The sequence below is a fragment of the Peribacillus sp. NPDC096622 genome, assembly GCF_044762665.1.
Lineage (GTDB): Bacteria > Bacillota > Bacilli > Bacillales > DSM-1321 > Peribacillus > Peribacillus frigoritolerans_B.
On record NZ_JBIWES010000005.1, the window covers coordinates 318339 to 333330 of the forward strand.

Below are 14992 nucleotides of genomic sequence, written 5' to 3' on the forward strand. Positions count from 1 at the left end.
ACATTGCGATCACGTACATTTCAAGAATACGTACAAGGCCCCATTCAAATCGGGATGGGTTTAGGGATCATCTCCCTCCTGGCACGCTGGGTGACAGGCACCACAATATTATCCTCCCCCGAATCGATGGTGAAGTATGGAGTTTTCGGAGGGATCGGTTACGCCCTGATGGGAGCGATTGCCCTGTTCATGTTCAGCTTCATCGGGACGAGGGTCCGTCAGGATTTCCCTGTGGGCATGACCATCGGGGACTATTTAAAAGCCCGGCTCCATCCCCTCGGATATTGGATATTGATCGTGATACTGGTCATAACCAATCTACACATTTTATTCATTCAGGGAATGGCCGCGTCCACCCTATGTCAGTTTCTTTTCGATACCCCGCTCTATGTCGGGTTGTTCTTTTTTTTCGGTTTTTGTGTCCTTTATGCTGGATTCGGCGGGTTAAAGCTCATTCACGGATTCGCAGCTTTTCAAGTCGTCTTCATGTTTGCCGCAGTCATCTTGATTCCTTTATACTTTTTCGTCAAGGAAGGGATCCAGCCTGTTTATGATGGGATTCGTTTATACCATCCATACATGCTCGTAATCAATAAATATGATCTATGGAGTTTTCTTTTTGCAGGACTTCTTGTCGGGTTCGGCCAGTTTTTCTTTGACCTGACATCATGGCACAGATTATTCATGATCGAAATGAAAAAGGTTCGGTTGACATTCTCTTTATCCGGCCTTATATGGATCATCTTCCCGCTCTCCTTTTCATCCCTGTTCATCATGGTTATCTTTACGGGCGGCTTCACTGATATACACTCGATTCTGGCTGGATTGGCAAACAAAATAACCACGCCATTCTTTTTCATCCTTTTTGTGCTCTGCGCTTTCAGTGCAATCACCTCAACATTCGGTGCCTGCCTGCATTCATTGGTAAGCCTGATCGTAGCCAATATTCTTGAACCATTACAAACAAAAAAAAGCGACCAGCAAAAAATAAGGATGGCCTGCCTGCTTTCGATCTGTATTGGAGGATTGGTTTTCGTTGCTACACTCTTCTATTCCCCAAACCTATTAGAGCTCTTATTTTATTCAGGCAATATATACTCGGCACTGCTGGCTCCAATCCTGGTTATCGTATTCAGCAAAGGAAAAGTCGCCGATTACATACCGATAAGCGCGGTCCTGGCCATTGTGGCTTCATACATCATCAAGCCTCATGTAAGTGAATTCCAAAGCATATGGTTCAGTGGATTAGCTTCATTGACCATCCTAGTGATTTGTACGATCCTTACGCTTATTAAGAACAAATTGAAAACAAAGCCATGAAAAGCTTAAGCCATGGCATGAATACATAAAAATGGCTCCCGCAATTGAAGTTGAAAAGAATCGACTTCAAACGCGGGAGCTGCTTCATAATCTCATGCATGTTTTATAAGTCAGGTACCGCAAAAGGTCCGGTAAGGTTTTGTTGACACAGGCAGTGCGGCGTATTCAGCTTGTTCCTCGCAGTGTGCATAAGGACTTGCAAGAACATCCAGCAGCCGTTCCATCACGCTGTAGTCCCCTTGCTCCACTGCCGCTTCCAATGCCTCTTCCACCCGGTGGTTCCGTGGGATCACCGCAGGATTGCTGTTCTGCATCAACTGATTCGAAGATTCTTTCGACTCCTTCTGCCTGCCCAGTCTCGCCTGCCAGAGCTCTTGCCACTGAGCGAATTCCGGTGTCCCGGAAAGGACCGTATCCTCCACTTTACCAAAGGTCAAAGCACGGAAGGTATTGGTATAGTCGGCACCATGCTTCTTCATCATACCGAGGATGCCGTTAATAAGGGATTCATCCTGATTCTCTTCGTTGAATATCCCCAACTTCGCCCTCATTCCCGCTAACCAATTAGAATGATACAGATCGTTAAAAACGGAAATCTTATCTTGGGCAAGTGTAACGGCCTGATCCTGGTCATCATGCAAAAGCGGCAATAGGGATTCAGCGAATCGCGCAAGATTCCATCCTCCGATAACCGGCTGGTTACCATAGGCATAGCGGCCTTGTCTATCAATTGAACTGAATACCGTTGCAGGGTCATAGGCATCCATGAAGGCGCAAGGGCCATAATCGATGGTTTCCCCGCTAATCGTCATGTTGTCGGTGTTCATCACCCCATGAATGAAGCCAACCAGCTGCCATTGGGCAATGAGCTCAGCCTGACGCTTGACCACTTCCTGCAGCAGCGAGAGATAACGGCCTTCATCGGCTTCAATGTCTGGAAAATGACGCTTAATTGCATAATCGGCAAGTGTCCGGAGTTCCTCGATCGTGCCCCATTTTGCAGCGAATTGAAAGGTTCCGACACGAAGATGACTCGAAGCCACACGGGTCATGATGGCACCAGGCAGCCCGGTTTCACGGATTACCGTTTCTCCGGTCGTCACCACTGCCAGACTGCGGGTGGTAGGAATGCCGAGCCCGTGCATCGCCTCGCTGATGATGTATTCGCGCAGCATCGGTCCAAGTGCAGCCCGGCCATCGCCCCCGCGGGAGTATGGCGTTCTTCCTGGACCCTTCAGCTGGATATCGACCCTCCCGCCGTCTGGCAACACCTGCTCGCCAAGCAATATCGCCCGGCCGTCACCTAACATGTTAAAATGACCGAATTGATGCCCCGCGTAAGCTTGGGCAAGAGGTGAAGCACCTTCGGGGATTTCGTTTCCGGCAAACACCGCCACGCCATCTTCGCTTTGCAGCGACTTAACGTCCAAACCAAGAGATCCAGCCAAACGTTCATTGAGAATGATCAACCCCGGTGAACGTACAGGAGTCGGGTCCGTGCTCGTGAAGAACTTTTCCGGAAGACGTGCATAGCTATTGTCTAAATTCCATCCAGTTTCATTAGTCATGGTTTCTCCTATTCTAATTGTGACTTTTGTATAAAAAGTTCTTTCTCTCATGATTCAGTTAATACACGCGATAAAACTTAGTTGCGGTCCATATTAATGTCTACTTCTGCCAATTAATTATACCGTTTCTGCATTAAAATGGCTCTTTTAAAGTAGCGTTTAATCCATGATAACTCCCAGGTTTTAAAATAAAGCGATTGTCTAAAGCGCCAATACCCTCATCGGTCCCTTAGAATGAAAAAGAGCAGGTACTTTATTATAGGTCAACGAAAATGAAAAAAACTTTTGTTTCATAATTGGCAACTAAGCTATTAAGTGTAGATCTGAAATAAAGTCACGATGTTTTCAAAGTAGTTGCGACGTTTCACCCCCTTGGATGTTTATTTAGGTTGATTGAAAATAGAGTTGTTCCGTTAAAGGGCCGGATTGTGGAGGATTGGAAGAAGGAAAGCCATGTATAATTAGAGATGTAAGTTTATGCTTTTTATGTAATAATTATTTTGTAGAAATGTAAAGTCACAATTCATACATAGTGAGGGTGGGAATCATAATGGCAACGGGAACGCATACTGTAGTAGTACCAGTAGATGTACAAGCAGTTTGGGATTATGTCAGTGATCTCGAAAAATGGGCAACGACAGTACCAGCCTATAAAGAACATGAAATCATAAATGACAAGCAATCTATTTGGACATTTGAAGGTAGTGTAAAAGGTATCAAAAAAACAATACAAGCGCAGGTAGATATTACCGAATGGAATGAACCTTCAAATATTAAGTTTGAACTAAAAGGTTTATCAGATAATTTTACAGGAAGCGGTCACTTTACTGCAGAAGATGTTAATGGTAAAACAATAATGACTTGTACGGTGGAAATCCATGCAGGCGGATTATCTGGTGCGGTGTTAACACCAATTATTAAATGGGCTGTTCCAAAAGTAGCATCTCGTTTAACCGAATCTATCGCACGTAAAATTGCAGTATTCTCATAGTTTTCAAAGATTGAAAACCAAATCATTTTGGAGATACCTTCTCTGAAGTATAGATGGTAACATTCTGAAGTGACAATGTAATGATATAGAGTTCTACTAGAAATTTTATAATTAGCGGAAAGGGGGCTGTCCAAAAAAGGATGGCCTCTTTTTTTCAATATTCCAGATCGGGCGCTCTAATGGCATAAGGATCACAAAATTATCGAACCTGTTTAAAAATCTCATACTTATCTATAAAGAGTAACTCCCATCCCGAACCTGATTTTAAAGAAGACTTGGTTATTCTTCATGTTTTTTTACTTTTTTATATAAATAAAACCCTCATTGGATTAAAGAAATTAACACTCCTGCCGAATAACTGCCTAAACGAGACTCCGCAGACGCTTGCTTTGATGCGGCTTGGCAGACAGTCGGCGTAAAGGGAGCGGATTTCTGAAATCAACTGGAACGTTTTTCAAAGAAAAAAACTGTAGGCAAACTCGCTTTCTTCGAATTTGTCTACAGTCTGAAGCCTGCCGTTGATTCGGCAGGCTTTTTTTATTCATCTATGATTTTCCCAAACAGGTGAACAGAAACTTGCTAATCGTGTGGAGGATTCATGTTTTCAGCATGCCTCCCCCACCTTTTTCTGTCTTTTCCTTCCCTTTTCGTCTCCCACATCCCACTTCCAATACAGGATATGCTTAATTCAGTAAAGTCAGGCTGATAAAGGCAATGCCAAATATACAGTACAGAATGAGGGTAAAGGGCTGGGGAAAAATAATATATACGATCATACTAATGATCATCAGCAGGATGCTGAAGGCATTTATCCTATCTCTCCACATACTCACCTTTGGTCAACTCCTTTTCCACAAGCGTAAGGTACATTTTCATCGCAAACTTCTTCCGGTGCTGCCTGGTCGGCCTTTGAGGAAGCATTCCTCCCACAGTCAAGGCGAACATCAGCAAAAATAGTGTTTCTTCTTCATCCTTCATCCCACTTTGTTATAATGGCTGTGTGCCTAATTTATATTTTTTCATTTTTCGTTAGTAAGTAAGCGACTGATAATTTATAATTATAAAATTGAACCCGCTAAACAGCCATGTAGCCAAAATGATAAATCCATAAAAATAATTTAAATATTCAGACTTTTTAAGGGGTATGAAGTGAATGATCTATAAAACTTTCAAGGTTGTATTAAGGGCCTTGCACAAAGGCCAAACCGAGGAATTCGCTTATGTTTTTGAAGGGAAAAGCTTGCTGATCGGCCGTGCAAGCCAGCACTCCAAAGCTGATTTTGCGCTTTACAATGACTTCGTTTCCAGGGAACATTGCCGGATTTATATGGAGGAAGGGCAGCTCCTCATTGAGGATTTGGCAAGCAAACACGGTACCTCCGTGAACCAGATGCCGCTCGTACCGGGCCATCCCTGTCACATTGAACCGGGGGATTCGATCACTTTGGTTAATGGATTGATTGAATTCATGATCTCCATCGACAACGATCTAACAAGGGATTTCACGCCGGTGAACCCCGAGCTCCTGCAAACCGTCGCTATCAATGAGCACCTTCAGACCGTGATCATCAATGAAGAAGCACCCATTAAAATGCCGACAAAGGAATTCAATTGCTTTAAACTGCTTTATGAAAATTTGGACAACCTTATTTCAAAGGAAGAAATAGTCCAGCAAGTATGGCCAGAGAGAGTCGGAGATCCCGAGCAAATTGTGACGGCAGAGGAAATTGCTTCACTTCTATACCGGGTACGGAAACGGATAAATCGGCACTTTGCAATAAAAGCCGTCATTCAAAAAGGATATTATATGGAATCCATCCATACATTCAATCTATCGGACTTATAATGACAATCATTCGAAGATATGAAAAAAAGCATTGCTGATAACAATGCTTTTTTTCATGCTTATAACGGAGCTGGCAATCAGGTATCCACCCAGCCCGTCTTAATGCCTTTTATTTCCTTGGTAAGTCGAGATTGGTGAATTCATCTACTGGAACGATGTCTTCTTCCATATCCATCACCTTCAGCACAACCCGGTCTCCTACATTCGTTAATACAATATCAGATAACGCATTGACACCAGGGTCCACCGAGAACCTCTTGGCATTGCCTTCGACGATTAAATGGAATACGTATCCATTTGGGAGATTGGCATCATTGATCCTCATTACCTTCCCCTTTATTTCTTTCATTTCAAATCCTTTTTGAGGCGTCACACCGCTTACTTTCCCTAAAGAGGCAATCAGTTTTTTATAATTGCGGAAAGCTTCGTCTTTGGTTTTCCCAAAGACCACTTGGGGATTATCACTATTGGCGTAAACGATCGCCACACCTTGGAACTTGCTGCCCTTTGTAACCGGAATCACATATGTGGGAGCACCGTAAATCGTGTAGAAAATTCCATTAGTGGCTTTCCAGCCTGGATATTTGGACAAAAACTCACTCGCATTGGCGTTGGATTTTGCTTCCTTTCCAGTCAGAACGGACGTGACGCCTTTATAGTACGTCATTTCACCGGTTTTGGCATTGAAAACACCATAACCTACAAGGGTTTTGGAGTTGCCTTTTGATTTAGCCCGGGTAAAGTCCACTACATAAATCAATTCGCCTTTTTCGTTAAACGTTACTTGCATATTATCCTCATTAGGAATCAGCACATCTTTCTTCGGCCCAATCAGGGACTGGTTTTTCCACCCGTGAACATATTTTCCCCAGTAAGTCCAATATTCCAGGGCTGTATCCAATGTGAATGTCCGATCTACCCATTTAGGTTCTTTTCCTTTTGAATAGTATTTCGTGTCCCCCGTTTCCGGATTCACCAATACTACCCCGTCCACTACGGGACCGCTGCGGTATTTCAAATAATGTCCGACTGAAGCTACGAAGAAGGGCTCTCCATCTTCATTCGGTTCCAAATATGAATCATGGATGATTTTATTCGGATATGCCTTGCGGATGGTCCTTTCCAAATCATGATCAAGGTACTGTGATGGTGCATACAGCATCTTCCCTTTGACAGTACTTGCCCCTTTATCCGTCGATACGGCGGAAATCAAATTATAACCTGGCGTGTATTCCGCTTTCCCGGCTTTTAAAAACCCGTCCATTTCAATGGGGGACGTATAAGCCAATTCATCATTGATATTGGTCAGCCGGTATTCGCCTTCAGTGAAAAATGATGCATTTTCTATTTTATTAATCGCTGCATCGCCTTTTGCGTCAGCCATTTTCACTGTAACGAGCGGCATGGTCTTAATATCTTGAACTTCTTCCAGCTCTTTTTTCTTATCGACCTTCGCCAATCCATGCAGATCTGCAGCAAAAGTGAGCGGGTAAAATAGCATGATGACCCATGCGGCAATCAACAAGACACCCATCAAACTGTTGAAATGTACGTTCCAAGGTGTTCTTGGCTGCTTTGCCGCTTCATTTCCCCTCCGATTCCGTCGGGTACTTGAAGATTCACTGGCACTATACATATACATTCTTGAATCGATGATGAGAATGAGCCCTAGAATAATGGAAAAACTCGAAAAGAATGCAGCGGCAGTAAGATCCAGCAGCATGATATCGATGGCGAAAAACAATACGGCAGCAGAAACTAAAAGTCGCAGCACTTGTTCAATGAAAAAAGGTATATCTTTTTTGGTGATTGCGTTTGTCCATCTCTGCGGAATCAAGGAAAGTCCCAATATGGCAAATGGTATTTTCATTAAAATTCCTTTCAAGATGAAAACGATCAGTGAAATTATCATGGTTTGAAATATCTCTCCTTGTCATGTATGTTCCCATTTACCCATTTTATCACTTTCGTGCAACTAATTTACTATTTTTTAAATATATCGAAATAAACTCAAAAGCCTTCCAATCCTACTTACTCCAATGATGCTACTTTTATCGATTTAATGTTTATATAGACTCTAGAAAAGGATGGATGACAAAGGGGACGAAGCCTATGATTTATGAAGAAACTTACCAATACCTATTAAGGAATGTATCTTCCACTGAATTCGATACGTGTTTGTACGCCTTGCTCCACAGTGATTGGGACGGGGTCATTCAGAGCCCGCTTCATATGATGGCCCGGGGAGTCGGAACGACAGAAAAGTACTTAAGGCAGATCATCAATAAATTCACCGCACCACAAGGTTCACTAAAAAAAGTGTTTGTGCCTGTTCATCAAGGAGAAGATGTTTTATACAAATTTAACCTTGGTCCTGCAAGTAATCTTGGCTATAACAGGAAGACGGACCGTTATTGCAAGAAATACCGTTTCTTTTATAGCGATGCTTTCAAAACCTTGACGATTCATGGAAAACGGCTGCTGCTTATGGGTGCCTTCCGAATGTCTGTTTTGAAGTCTGAAGAAGTACTATTCGAATATCATGAAATCGTCCCTGATTCCAGCTCGCTATTCACAAGGCAGCGCTTATTGGATGCAGTCGATGCAATCCATGACGCTTTAGGCCATATCGTGACGATTTCTTTTGCGAGCAGGGCTTTTTCAAAGAAAGAAGTTCTGGTATTCACCTTTTCCGAAGGCATCTTGGAGCAGTATAAGGAAAATAGGGCGGAACGGACTTTGTTGCGGAGAACGATTTTTAACTCTGGCTACCTTGGGCATATCAATGATTCTGTATGCAGGGAATTGGAACGTGTCGGCAAATATATTTTCCGTTCATTTCTGCAAGAAGCGACAAACATCTCCAATGATATCCAAAAAGAACTGCATAAGTTAGCACGTTTCGTCTATTCCCATTCTCTTAAGAAATTTGGCCAGGCGCTTCCTGCCAATAAGCAGTTGCTTCTTGCTCCAAAACAAGCCTCTGCTTATTTAAGCAAGATCATGTACAATGAAGCATTGGAACAGATGGTCAAGTATGCCCACCAGGCAGAATCCATCAAAAGCCTGCTTGAACGCGACCATTTTCATAGAAACATCTCCGAGAAAGCTTTCCGCCGGGAAGTGAATGAATTGGAAATGGCAAAACATATCGAGCCCATTCTCCATAAGTACCATCAAGCGGACTACATCCGCCATGTGCTGAACGACTGGTGCGAAACATGGCTCATTTCCCGTGTAAAGACAGTGACCGAAGAATTCCGGGCAGAAGGAAAAAGGAAAAGTACCGATGATAAACAGATCGCGGCCGAATATATGGAGCGCATTAGAAACGATACATATGGCCAGTTGGACAGGCTGTTGACCGTGCTTCTTAAATACGGCAATCATGCAGTGGCCCCGGCTGTCCGGAACTTCCCTCTCACAAAGAAAAAGGAAACCCTCCAATCCTATTTCGCTATCCAGAAGGAACGTCTCGATGTTCTCTCCATTTCCTCTTAAAATCACACGGTTTAAGCCTTTTAATATGTTTTCCAAGAGAGCGGATCCGTTCTCTTTTTTTTGCTTGTAACAAATGCCGACTGTGAATTGCAGAATGACGATTGTGGTTTGGTGATTGGTGCACTGTGGATTTCTCCTCTGAATTCGTGTGTTGCATATGGATCTTGTGGATAAGGGAACTTGGGCAGTAAGTTGTTTGAACGGCAGGCCATAACACCTGAAAGGGCAAGGGCATTTATTATGGGGTTATTCCAAGGGTCTAAGAATGGGTTTATATAAAGGAACTGAAAAAGGTTTTGATCATCAGTATGAATAAGGTGTTGAATCTCGGCAGACCACAAAAAGAAACGGGCCCCATTTAGAATGGAAAGCCCTCAATGAATTGTTATGGTATTAATAATATTTTCCCCGAACTTTTCCGGCTTTCAAGGAGTCTATGTGCATCGGCCCCATTTTCCAACGAAAAAAGAGCCGGTTCTTTGATGAGGATTTCCCCTGACAGAATCCATTGGAACAGCTCTGCTGTTCTTCTTGTCCGTTCTTCATGGGTAGTCAGGACGTTCCAAAGGTCACCACCTATTAATGCCTTGGATGTATCCATTAACATCCTTGGATCGATTTTCTCCGGATCACCGCCTGCCATCCCAAAAAATACGACAGTTCCTCCAGTCTTGGTCGCACTGAAACTATCCATCAAGGTTTGGCCCACTGATTCATAAACGATATCAACGCCTTTACCGCCGGTTACATCCTTAATGGAAGCCACCCAGTCTGATCCGTAAAGGAAAACATGATCCGCACCCATTTGTTTGGCAACAGCCGCTTTATCATTGGATGAGGTCAAGCCAATGACCTGACCGCCCTTCATCCTGATCATCTGTATCAGTAATTGACCGACTCCACCTGCAGCCGCATGGACCAGAGTGGTTTCCCCTTCTTTAACTGGATGGCTGTCATGCGTTAAATATTGTGCAGTCAATCCTTGAAGTAAAACGGAAGCGGCCGTTTCAAAGGAAATCCCATCAGGCAGCGGTAACAGTTTATCAGCAGGAACTGAAACCAGCTCCGCATTGGCATGGGGAACATCAGCGAACCCGACACGATCCCCTGCTTTCACATGATGGACATCTTCCCCGACATATTCGATGACCCCTGCCCCTTCATACCCTAGAATGAATGGGGGATCACCCACCAAATGATAATTCCCTTTCCTTCTATATACATCAGCAAAATTTAATCCGATTGCTTTCATTCGGACGATCACGGCTGATTTTGAATGTTCAGGTCCTGCAATTTCCCTTACAGACAGAACTTCCGGACCGCCGAATTCATCAAAGACAAGTGCTTTCATCATCCTAACTCCCTTCAATGCTTCTTCATTCTTTAAGATATAGGATGGACCCTTTGATGGCAAGAAACACAAATAACCGCCCTGCCCATTAAAGGCAGGAGCGGTCACTAAGTTTATTCAATCAGTATTGGAACCAGGACCGTTCTTTCGTTTATTCGCAGAATATTCCTTACCATGTGCTTCATGTTCTGCAATGATATCCGCTTTCGGTATATGGTTATTCTTTTTTGGTGAAGCGATGCGGTTGCGATGTTTTTTTCCCATGATCTATCTCCCCTTCATCCAATGTTTTATGTTGAACTAATGTTAGCTTGTCCGATTACCACCGAAAATACCGGCAAAATAAGCACTTCATAATAAAGGAAAAACCTTTGTGGAGACATAATAGATAGAAAAACTGATTTATGGGGAGGGGAAAAAATGTTTCCTGTATTGAACACGGAAAGGTTACGCTTACGGGAAATTCGTGAAAGTGATGCCGCCTACGGTTTCAACGACCTTGATTTAACTCGCATCGGCCGGTGTCATCAAGTGAGCTCTTGCTGAAGTGAAACCCACTTCTTTGGAAGGTTGCACTGATTCGCGACACTCCTTCCTATAATTGGCTAGATGAGACCCGCTAGATGCTTTATTTGCTGAGGCTTGGCATTCAGTCGGCGGAAAGGGAGCGGATTTCCGGAACCAAGAATCGGGTCTGCTCGGAGCACCCGTTCCTCATTCCATTTACTTATTTGAACAAGATAAAACGGCAAATAAACTTCCTTTATATTCCAAATTACCCACGAAAAAAAGTCACCAAAAATTGGCGACTCCAACTTCAAGATTTAGGTGGCTACAAGATAGTCCTTCAAGGCCTGCTGCAGCGTACCCTTTGTTTCTGCCTTATTATCAAGCTGAATCCCTGATCGGATCATTTTCGTAACAACCTCAGGGCGTAATCCAGTCACCACAGCTTTACAACCCATCATTGCCGTTCCATCGAGGATTTTCATCAAGTCATTGATCATTTCAACTTCCATTTCGATGATACCGGACAAATCCAAGATCAAGGTCTGTATCCGCAGTTTACCTATCTCCATCAATACTTTTTCTTCGATTATCTGTATTCGTGAATAATCGATTGTCCCAATTAACGGAAGGACACAGGTGGTGGAAGTGACGGGAATGATCGGGACTGATAGATTTTCCACCAAGTTTTGCTGAGCGAGAATCAATTTGTCTTTATAATCGGAGTAACTGACGAAAAAAGATTTAAGAAATACATCAACCTTTTCATTCACTATTTTCTCTAAATCAAAAAAGACCTTGGAATCCTCCATAAACGCTTTCTTTTCTTGTTCGAACTTATAAAGAAAGGTCCAAAGCGTTCTGCGGAGTGCCTGAATCCATTCCAGCTTGAATGAAAGCGTCAAGGAGTGGGTTGCCCACGTAACCCCCTCTTGTTCGGCAAAGGCAACCAAATCCGTTTCATTCTGTTCCACTATATAACTGACGAGCTTATGCGCATTATTTAAAAGGTCGACATTTCCAATAAGAAGGATTTCTTCGATTTTATCCCTGACATTGACCGCTGCTGATAAAAGATATTCTTCAAACTCACTTTTATTCTGCAAAAGGAATTCCATTATTTTATCTTCATCGTAAACAAAACTCACTCTTCTCCACTCCCTTTTTGAACATCCAACTGTGATTTTTGTTACTAATTACTTTCTATATTGGTGGAGTTTTTTCCTGCTATTTGCTCATATATTAAAGAGCTGGAAAGTAAATAGGTTGAATCCGGTTAGATCTCCTCTCCTGGAAAAACATTTTTCGATGCGGAAGAAAAGATCAGATGGGTGGACGATTTCCCATATTTAATGGCTTCATCGACGAAGTCTTCCAGCGTTTCCATGGAGTATGTACTAATTTTAATAAGATAACTGTATTGACCGGCTAACCGATGGCATTCCAGAACTTCCGGATGGCTCAAGCTAAATTGATAAAAGTCCTTGCATCTATCCGTTTCGAATAATATGAATGCCGTAATGCTCCTATCAAGTTTTTCAAGTGATATTTCCGTTTTATATCCCTTTATCACTCCGCTTTCCTCTAATTTATTGACACGTTCTTTCGTTGCTGGAGCCGTTAAGGAAACTTCATGTGCCAGTTCTTTCATGGACATGCGCCCATTATTCTCCAGCAAGGAAAGTATTTTTTTATCCGTTCGATCCAATTCGATCGCCCCCACTTTTTATTATTAATAGAATCCTTTCAAATACATTATAAAATAAAAAGAAATGAGTTGAATACGTAATTAATTGCATGTATTAGGGGATTTGCTTTTTATATAATTAATTCAAATATAAATAAGGGGGATGCTGTCATGAAAAAAGTATTGATGCTGCTATCCAATGGATTCGAAGCGGTTGAAGCAAGTGTGTTTACAGATGTATTGGGTTGGAATAAATTAGAGGGTGATGGAACCACTGACTTGGTTACTGTGGGACTTCACGAACAATTGAAATGCACATGGAATTTCATCGTGCAGCCCGAACTGACCCTCGATAAAGTGAACATTGATGACTTCGATGCTTTGGCCATTCCAGGAGGTTTTGAAGAAGCCGGTTTCTATGAGGATGCCTATGATCAGAGGTTTCTTGATGTGATCAAGCATTTTCATAATAGGAACAAAATCATAGCAACCATTTGTGTAGGTTCTCTTCCACTAGGAAAAAGCGGGATCTTGAATGGAAGAAAGGCCACAACATACAACCATCCAACCAGTAAGAGACAAGGGCAGCTAAAAGAGTTTGGTGCGGTTGTCGTGAACGAACCGATTGTCGTCACGGACAATATCATTACATCCTACAATCCATCCACAGCTTTCGATGTTGCCTTTACGCTCTTGGAAATGCTCACTTCAAAAGATAATTGTGAACATGTGAAGGAATTGATGGGTTTCCATTAAGAATGTCTTCGAAACCTACACGATCTGATGTTATTTGGATGTTGAATTCCACTCCAGGCATTCGCTTATCCAGAGGCGGTCTTGCTTGCGCCTCCCGGGGTCTCCCCTAGACGAGCTTTTCTAAGCAGGAGTCTCGTACCTTCCGTGTTTTCAACTAAAAAAACTGTAGACAAAACTCACTTTTCTTCGAGTTTGTCTACAGTCTGGGGTTCCGAGTGAATTCGGAACCTGTTTTACGTTATTTCCAATAAGCCCATGAACGGGTTTTCATGGATTCACGGAACTGTTTTGTTGATTCTGGCAGGGCTTTATTCTTTGCATAATCGATGATGACACCATACTGGCGAATGACATCGAGACTATCCAGCTGCCACTGCCATTTACGAATTTAGCTTCCACGCTTTCTATGTTTTCCTCAAGCCATTGTTTCCGGTTGTTCCTGTTATTTTAAGTATGCTTACACAACAATATTATTTATCAGGTGTTTCCGATGTGCCTTCCTCGCTGTTTTTGAGGTAAACTTCAGAAATTCCATTCATACCTTCCATTAGCTGCGCTTTAGTATATTCCATACTGCCAACCAGTTTATGAAGCTTCTTATCATTGTTCTCTTCTGTAAGTTTTGATTCTGAATCAGTCACATTTTTCACCTCCATCATTTAGGGTGGCAAATCAAGATGGAAATATGTATGACAGGCGTCGATGGTAGACACCCTCTTAAAGTCCACTTTAGGTAAAAACAGGTAACTTTCATTAAAATCCGTATTTCTAATAAGCAGGAAAAGATTATTTTATGAATCTTTTTTAAAAAATCAGCTGTTTTCAAGCCACTAAAGGGATATACTATAGTTTAGCTTTTATTACATTTTTGTTAGTATTTTTTCTTGTCACACATTGTGTAATATTTTACAAGTTTTTCTAATTACATCAACAAAATGCTTATTGCAAAGGAGAATTGGATATGTCAGAAACGATTACCCAATCACAAACTGAACAACTTAATGCCCGCCAAAAACAATTAGATGTACTGGACCAGTTATTAAAGCCTGAGGTTCAGGAATCATTGAACACTTTAGTCGAGCAGTTACCAAAACTAACTGAGTTAGTGAATATTTTAACAAAGTCTTATGATTTCGCTCAATCGGTTGCGACTGATGATGTGTTGAAAAATGATACGGTCAGCGCCATTTCGGAGATCGCGACACCTGTAGTCCATTCAGTGAAAGGGCTTGCCGCTAATGCCATCGAAGCTAAGGATCGTGCTGAAGTGAATAATGATGTGATCGGTCTTTTTGGTCTGTTAAGGATGATGAAAGATCCGCAAGCACAAAAGCTTTTCCGTTTCGCCCAGGCTTTTCTTGAAGTCTCTGCAGAACGTAAAAACCAAAAATAATTTGATAACTTTCAATCAGTAAGGACGGGGGATTAACTATGTCAAAACAAATCGTCATCTTAGGTGCAGGTT

Annotated in this window: 14 protein-coding genes; 6 read left to right on the top strand and 8 right to left on the bottom strand. The window is 42.4% G+C overall.

All coding sequences use genetic code 11. The features are described from left to right. The first annotated feature begins 3 nt into the window (after positions 1 to 3). Positions 4 to 1320 (top strand): transporter, encoded by a 1317-nt coding sequence (locus ACIQYG_RS12625; RefSeq protein WP_402838442.1) that lies wholly within the window; start codon positions 4 to 6, stop codon positions 1318 to 1320. 110 nt (positions 1321 to 1430) lie between these two features. On the opposite strand, the gene ACIQYG_RS12630 is transcribed toward ACIQYG_RS12625, so the two are convergent. Further along, positions 1431 to 2888: a protein adenylyltransferase SelO gene (locus ACIQYG_RS12630; protein WP_402838444.1), complete on the bottom strand. Its 1458-nt coding sequence runs from the start codon at positions 2886 to 2888 to the stop codon at positions 1431 to 1433. A gap of 550 nt (positions 2889 to 3438) precedes the next feature. On the opposite strand from ACIQYG_RS12630, the gene ACIQYG_RS12635 reads away from it, so the two are divergent. Continuing rightward, a complete protein-coding gene (locus ACIQYG_RS12635) occupies positions 3439 to 3879 on the top strand; it encodes an SRPBCC family protein (RefSeq protein ID WP_053347531.1) in 441 nt (146 codons plus the stop codon). An 813-nt stretch (positions 3880 to 4692) separates the two neighbouring features. On the opposite strand, the gene ACIQYG_RS12640 is transcribed toward ACIQYG_RS12635, so the two are convergent. Beyond that, a complete protein-coding gene (locus ACIQYG_RS12640) occupies positions 4693 to 4857 on the bottom strand; it encodes a hypothetical protein (RefSeq protein WP_402838446.1) in 165 nt (54 codons plus the stop codon). Positions 4858 to 5032: 175 nt separating this feature from the next. Between ACIQYG_RS12640 and ACIQYG_RS12645 the strand changes: the two genes are divergently transcribed. Then, positions 5033 to 5725 (top strand): FHA domain-containing protein, encoded by a 693-nt coding sequence (locus ACIQYG_RS12645; RefSeq protein ID WP_402838448.1) that lies wholly within the window; start codon positions 5033 to 5035, stop codon positions 5723 to 5725. Between the two features lie 109 nt (positions 5726 to 5834). Here ACIQYG_RS12645 and ACIQYG_RS12650 read toward each other — a convergent pair whose 3' ends face one another. Next, positions 5835 to 7637 carry a hypothetical protein gene (locus tag ACIQYG_RS12650; RefSeq protein ID WP_402838450.1) on the bottom strand — a complete coding sequence of 601 codons (1803 nt, stop codon included), beginning with the start codon at positions 7635 to 7637 and terminating at the stop codon, positions 5835 to 5837. Positions 7638 to 7837: 200 nt separating this feature from the next. Between ACIQYG_RS12650 and ACIQYG_RS12655 the strand changes: the two genes are divergently transcribed. Then, the gene (locus ACIQYG_RS12655) at positions 7838 to 9226 is read left to right on the top strand and encodes a hypothetical protein (protein ID WP_402838452.1); all 1389 of its coding nucleotides are present in this window, start codon (positions 7838 to 7840) and stop codon (positions 9224 to 9226) included. Positions 9227 to 9611: 385 nt separating this feature from the next. Here ACIQYG_RS12655 and ACIQYG_RS12660 read toward each other — a convergent pair whose 3' ends face one another. The 4 genes from ACIQYG_RS12660 to ACIQYG_RS12675 all read right to left on the bottom strand — a co-directional run bounded on the left by ACIQYG_RS12660 (position 9612) and on the right by ACIQYG_RS12675 (position 12792). Then, positions 9612 to 10577, bottom strand: a complete 966-nt coding sequence (locus tag ACIQYG_RS12660) for a quinone oxidoreductase family protein (protein ID WP_402838503.1) — start codon at positions 10575 to 10577, stop codon at positions 9612 to 9614. Between the two features lie 117 nt (positions 10578 to 10694). Then, positions 10695 to 10841, bottom strand: coding sequence for a hypothetical protein (locus ACIQYG_RS12665; protein WP_100298038.1), 147 nt, complete (start codon positions 10839 to 10841; stop codon positions 10695 to 10697). A 560-nt stretch (positions 10842 to 11401) separates the two neighbouring features. After that, on the bottom strand, positions 11402 to 12232 hold the full coding sequence (locus ACIQYG_RS12670) for an STAS domain-containing protein (RefSeq protein WP_402838454.1): 831 nt from the start codon (positions 12230 to 12232) through the stop codon (positions 11402 to 11404). 128 nt (positions 12233 to 12360) lie between these two features. Continuing rightward, positions 12361 to 12792, bottom strand: a complete 432-nt coding sequence (locus ACIQYG_RS12675; protein WP_402838456.1) for an Lrp/AsnC family transcriptional regulator — start codon at positions 12790 to 12792, stop codon at positions 12361 to 12363. 150 nt (positions 12793 to 12942) lie between these two features. Here ACIQYG_RS12675 and ACIQYG_RS12680 point away from each other — a divergent pair, with 150 nt between their 5' ends. Continuing rightward, the gene (locus tag ACIQYG_RS12680; RefSeq protein WP_402838458.1) at positions 12943 to 13527 is read left to right on the top strand and encodes a DJ-1/PfpI family protein; all 585 of its coding nucleotides are present in this window, start codon (positions 12943 to 12945) and stop codon (positions 13525 to 13527) included. Between the two features lie 470 nt (positions 13528 to 13997). Here ACIQYG_RS12680 and ACIQYG_RS12685 read toward each other — a convergent pair whose 3' ends face one another. Continuing rightward, the gene (locus ACIQYG_RS12685; RefSeq protein WP_153246157.1) at positions 13998 to 14168 is read right to left on the bottom strand and encodes a hypothetical protein; all 171 of its coding nucleotides are present in this window, start codon (positions 14166 to 14168) and stop codon (positions 13998 to 14000) included. A gap of 320 nt (positions 14169 to 14488) precedes the next feature. Between ACIQYG_RS12685 and ACIQYG_RS12690 the strand changes: the two genes are divergently transcribed. Next, positions 14489 to 14920: a helical membrane plugin domain-containing protein gene (locus ACIQYG_RS12690; protein ID WP_402838461.1), complete on the top strand. Its 432-nt coding sequence runs from the start codon at positions 14489 to 14491 to the stop codon at positions 14918 to 14920. The last annotated feature ends 72 nt before the right edge of the window (positions 14921 to 14992 follow it).

Bases quoted from the DNA above. Each gene is read 5' to 3' on its own strand.
- ACIQYG_RS12630 (WP_402838444.1), bottom strand. From the start codon at position 2,888: ATGACTAATGAAACTGGATGGAATTTAGACAATAGCTATGCACGTCTT.
- ACIQYG_RS12645 (WP_402838448.1), top strand. From the start codon at position 5,033: ATGATCTATAAAACTTTCAAGGTTGTATTAAGGGCCTTGCACAAAGGC.
- ACIQYG_RS12655 (WP_402838452.1), top strand. From the start codon at position 7,838: ATGATTTATGAAGAAACTTACCAATACCTATTAAGGAATGTATCTTCC.
- ACIQYG_RS12660 (WP_402838503.1), bottom strand. From the start codon at position 10,577: ATGAAAGCACTTGTCTTTGATGAATTCGGCGGTCCGGAAGTTCTGTCT.
- ACIQYG_RS12690 (WP_402838461.1), top strand. From the start codon at position 14,489: ATGTCAGAAACGATTACCCAATCACAAACTGAACAACTTAATGCCCGC.
- ACIQYG_RS12680 (WP_402838458.1), top strand. From the start codon at position 12,943: ATGAAAAAAGTATTGATGCTGCTATCCAATGGATTCGAAGCGGTTGAA.
- ACIQYG_RS12640 (WP_402838446.1), bottom strand. From the start codon at position 4,857: ATGAAGGATGAAGAAGAAACACTATTTTTGCTGATGTTCGCCTTGACT.
- ACIQYG_RS12650 (WP_402838450.1), bottom strand. From the start codon at position 7,637: ATGATAATTTCACTGATCGTTTTCATCTTGAAAGGAATTTTAATGAAA.
- ACIQYG_RS12635 (WP_053347531.1), top strand. From the start codon at position 3,439: ATGGCAACGGGAACGCATACTGTAGTAGTACCAGTAGATGTACAAGCA.
- ACIQYG_RS12665 (WP_100298038.1), bottom strand. From the start codon at position 10,841: ATGGGAAAAAAACATCGCAACCGCATCGCTTCACCAAAAAAGAATAAC.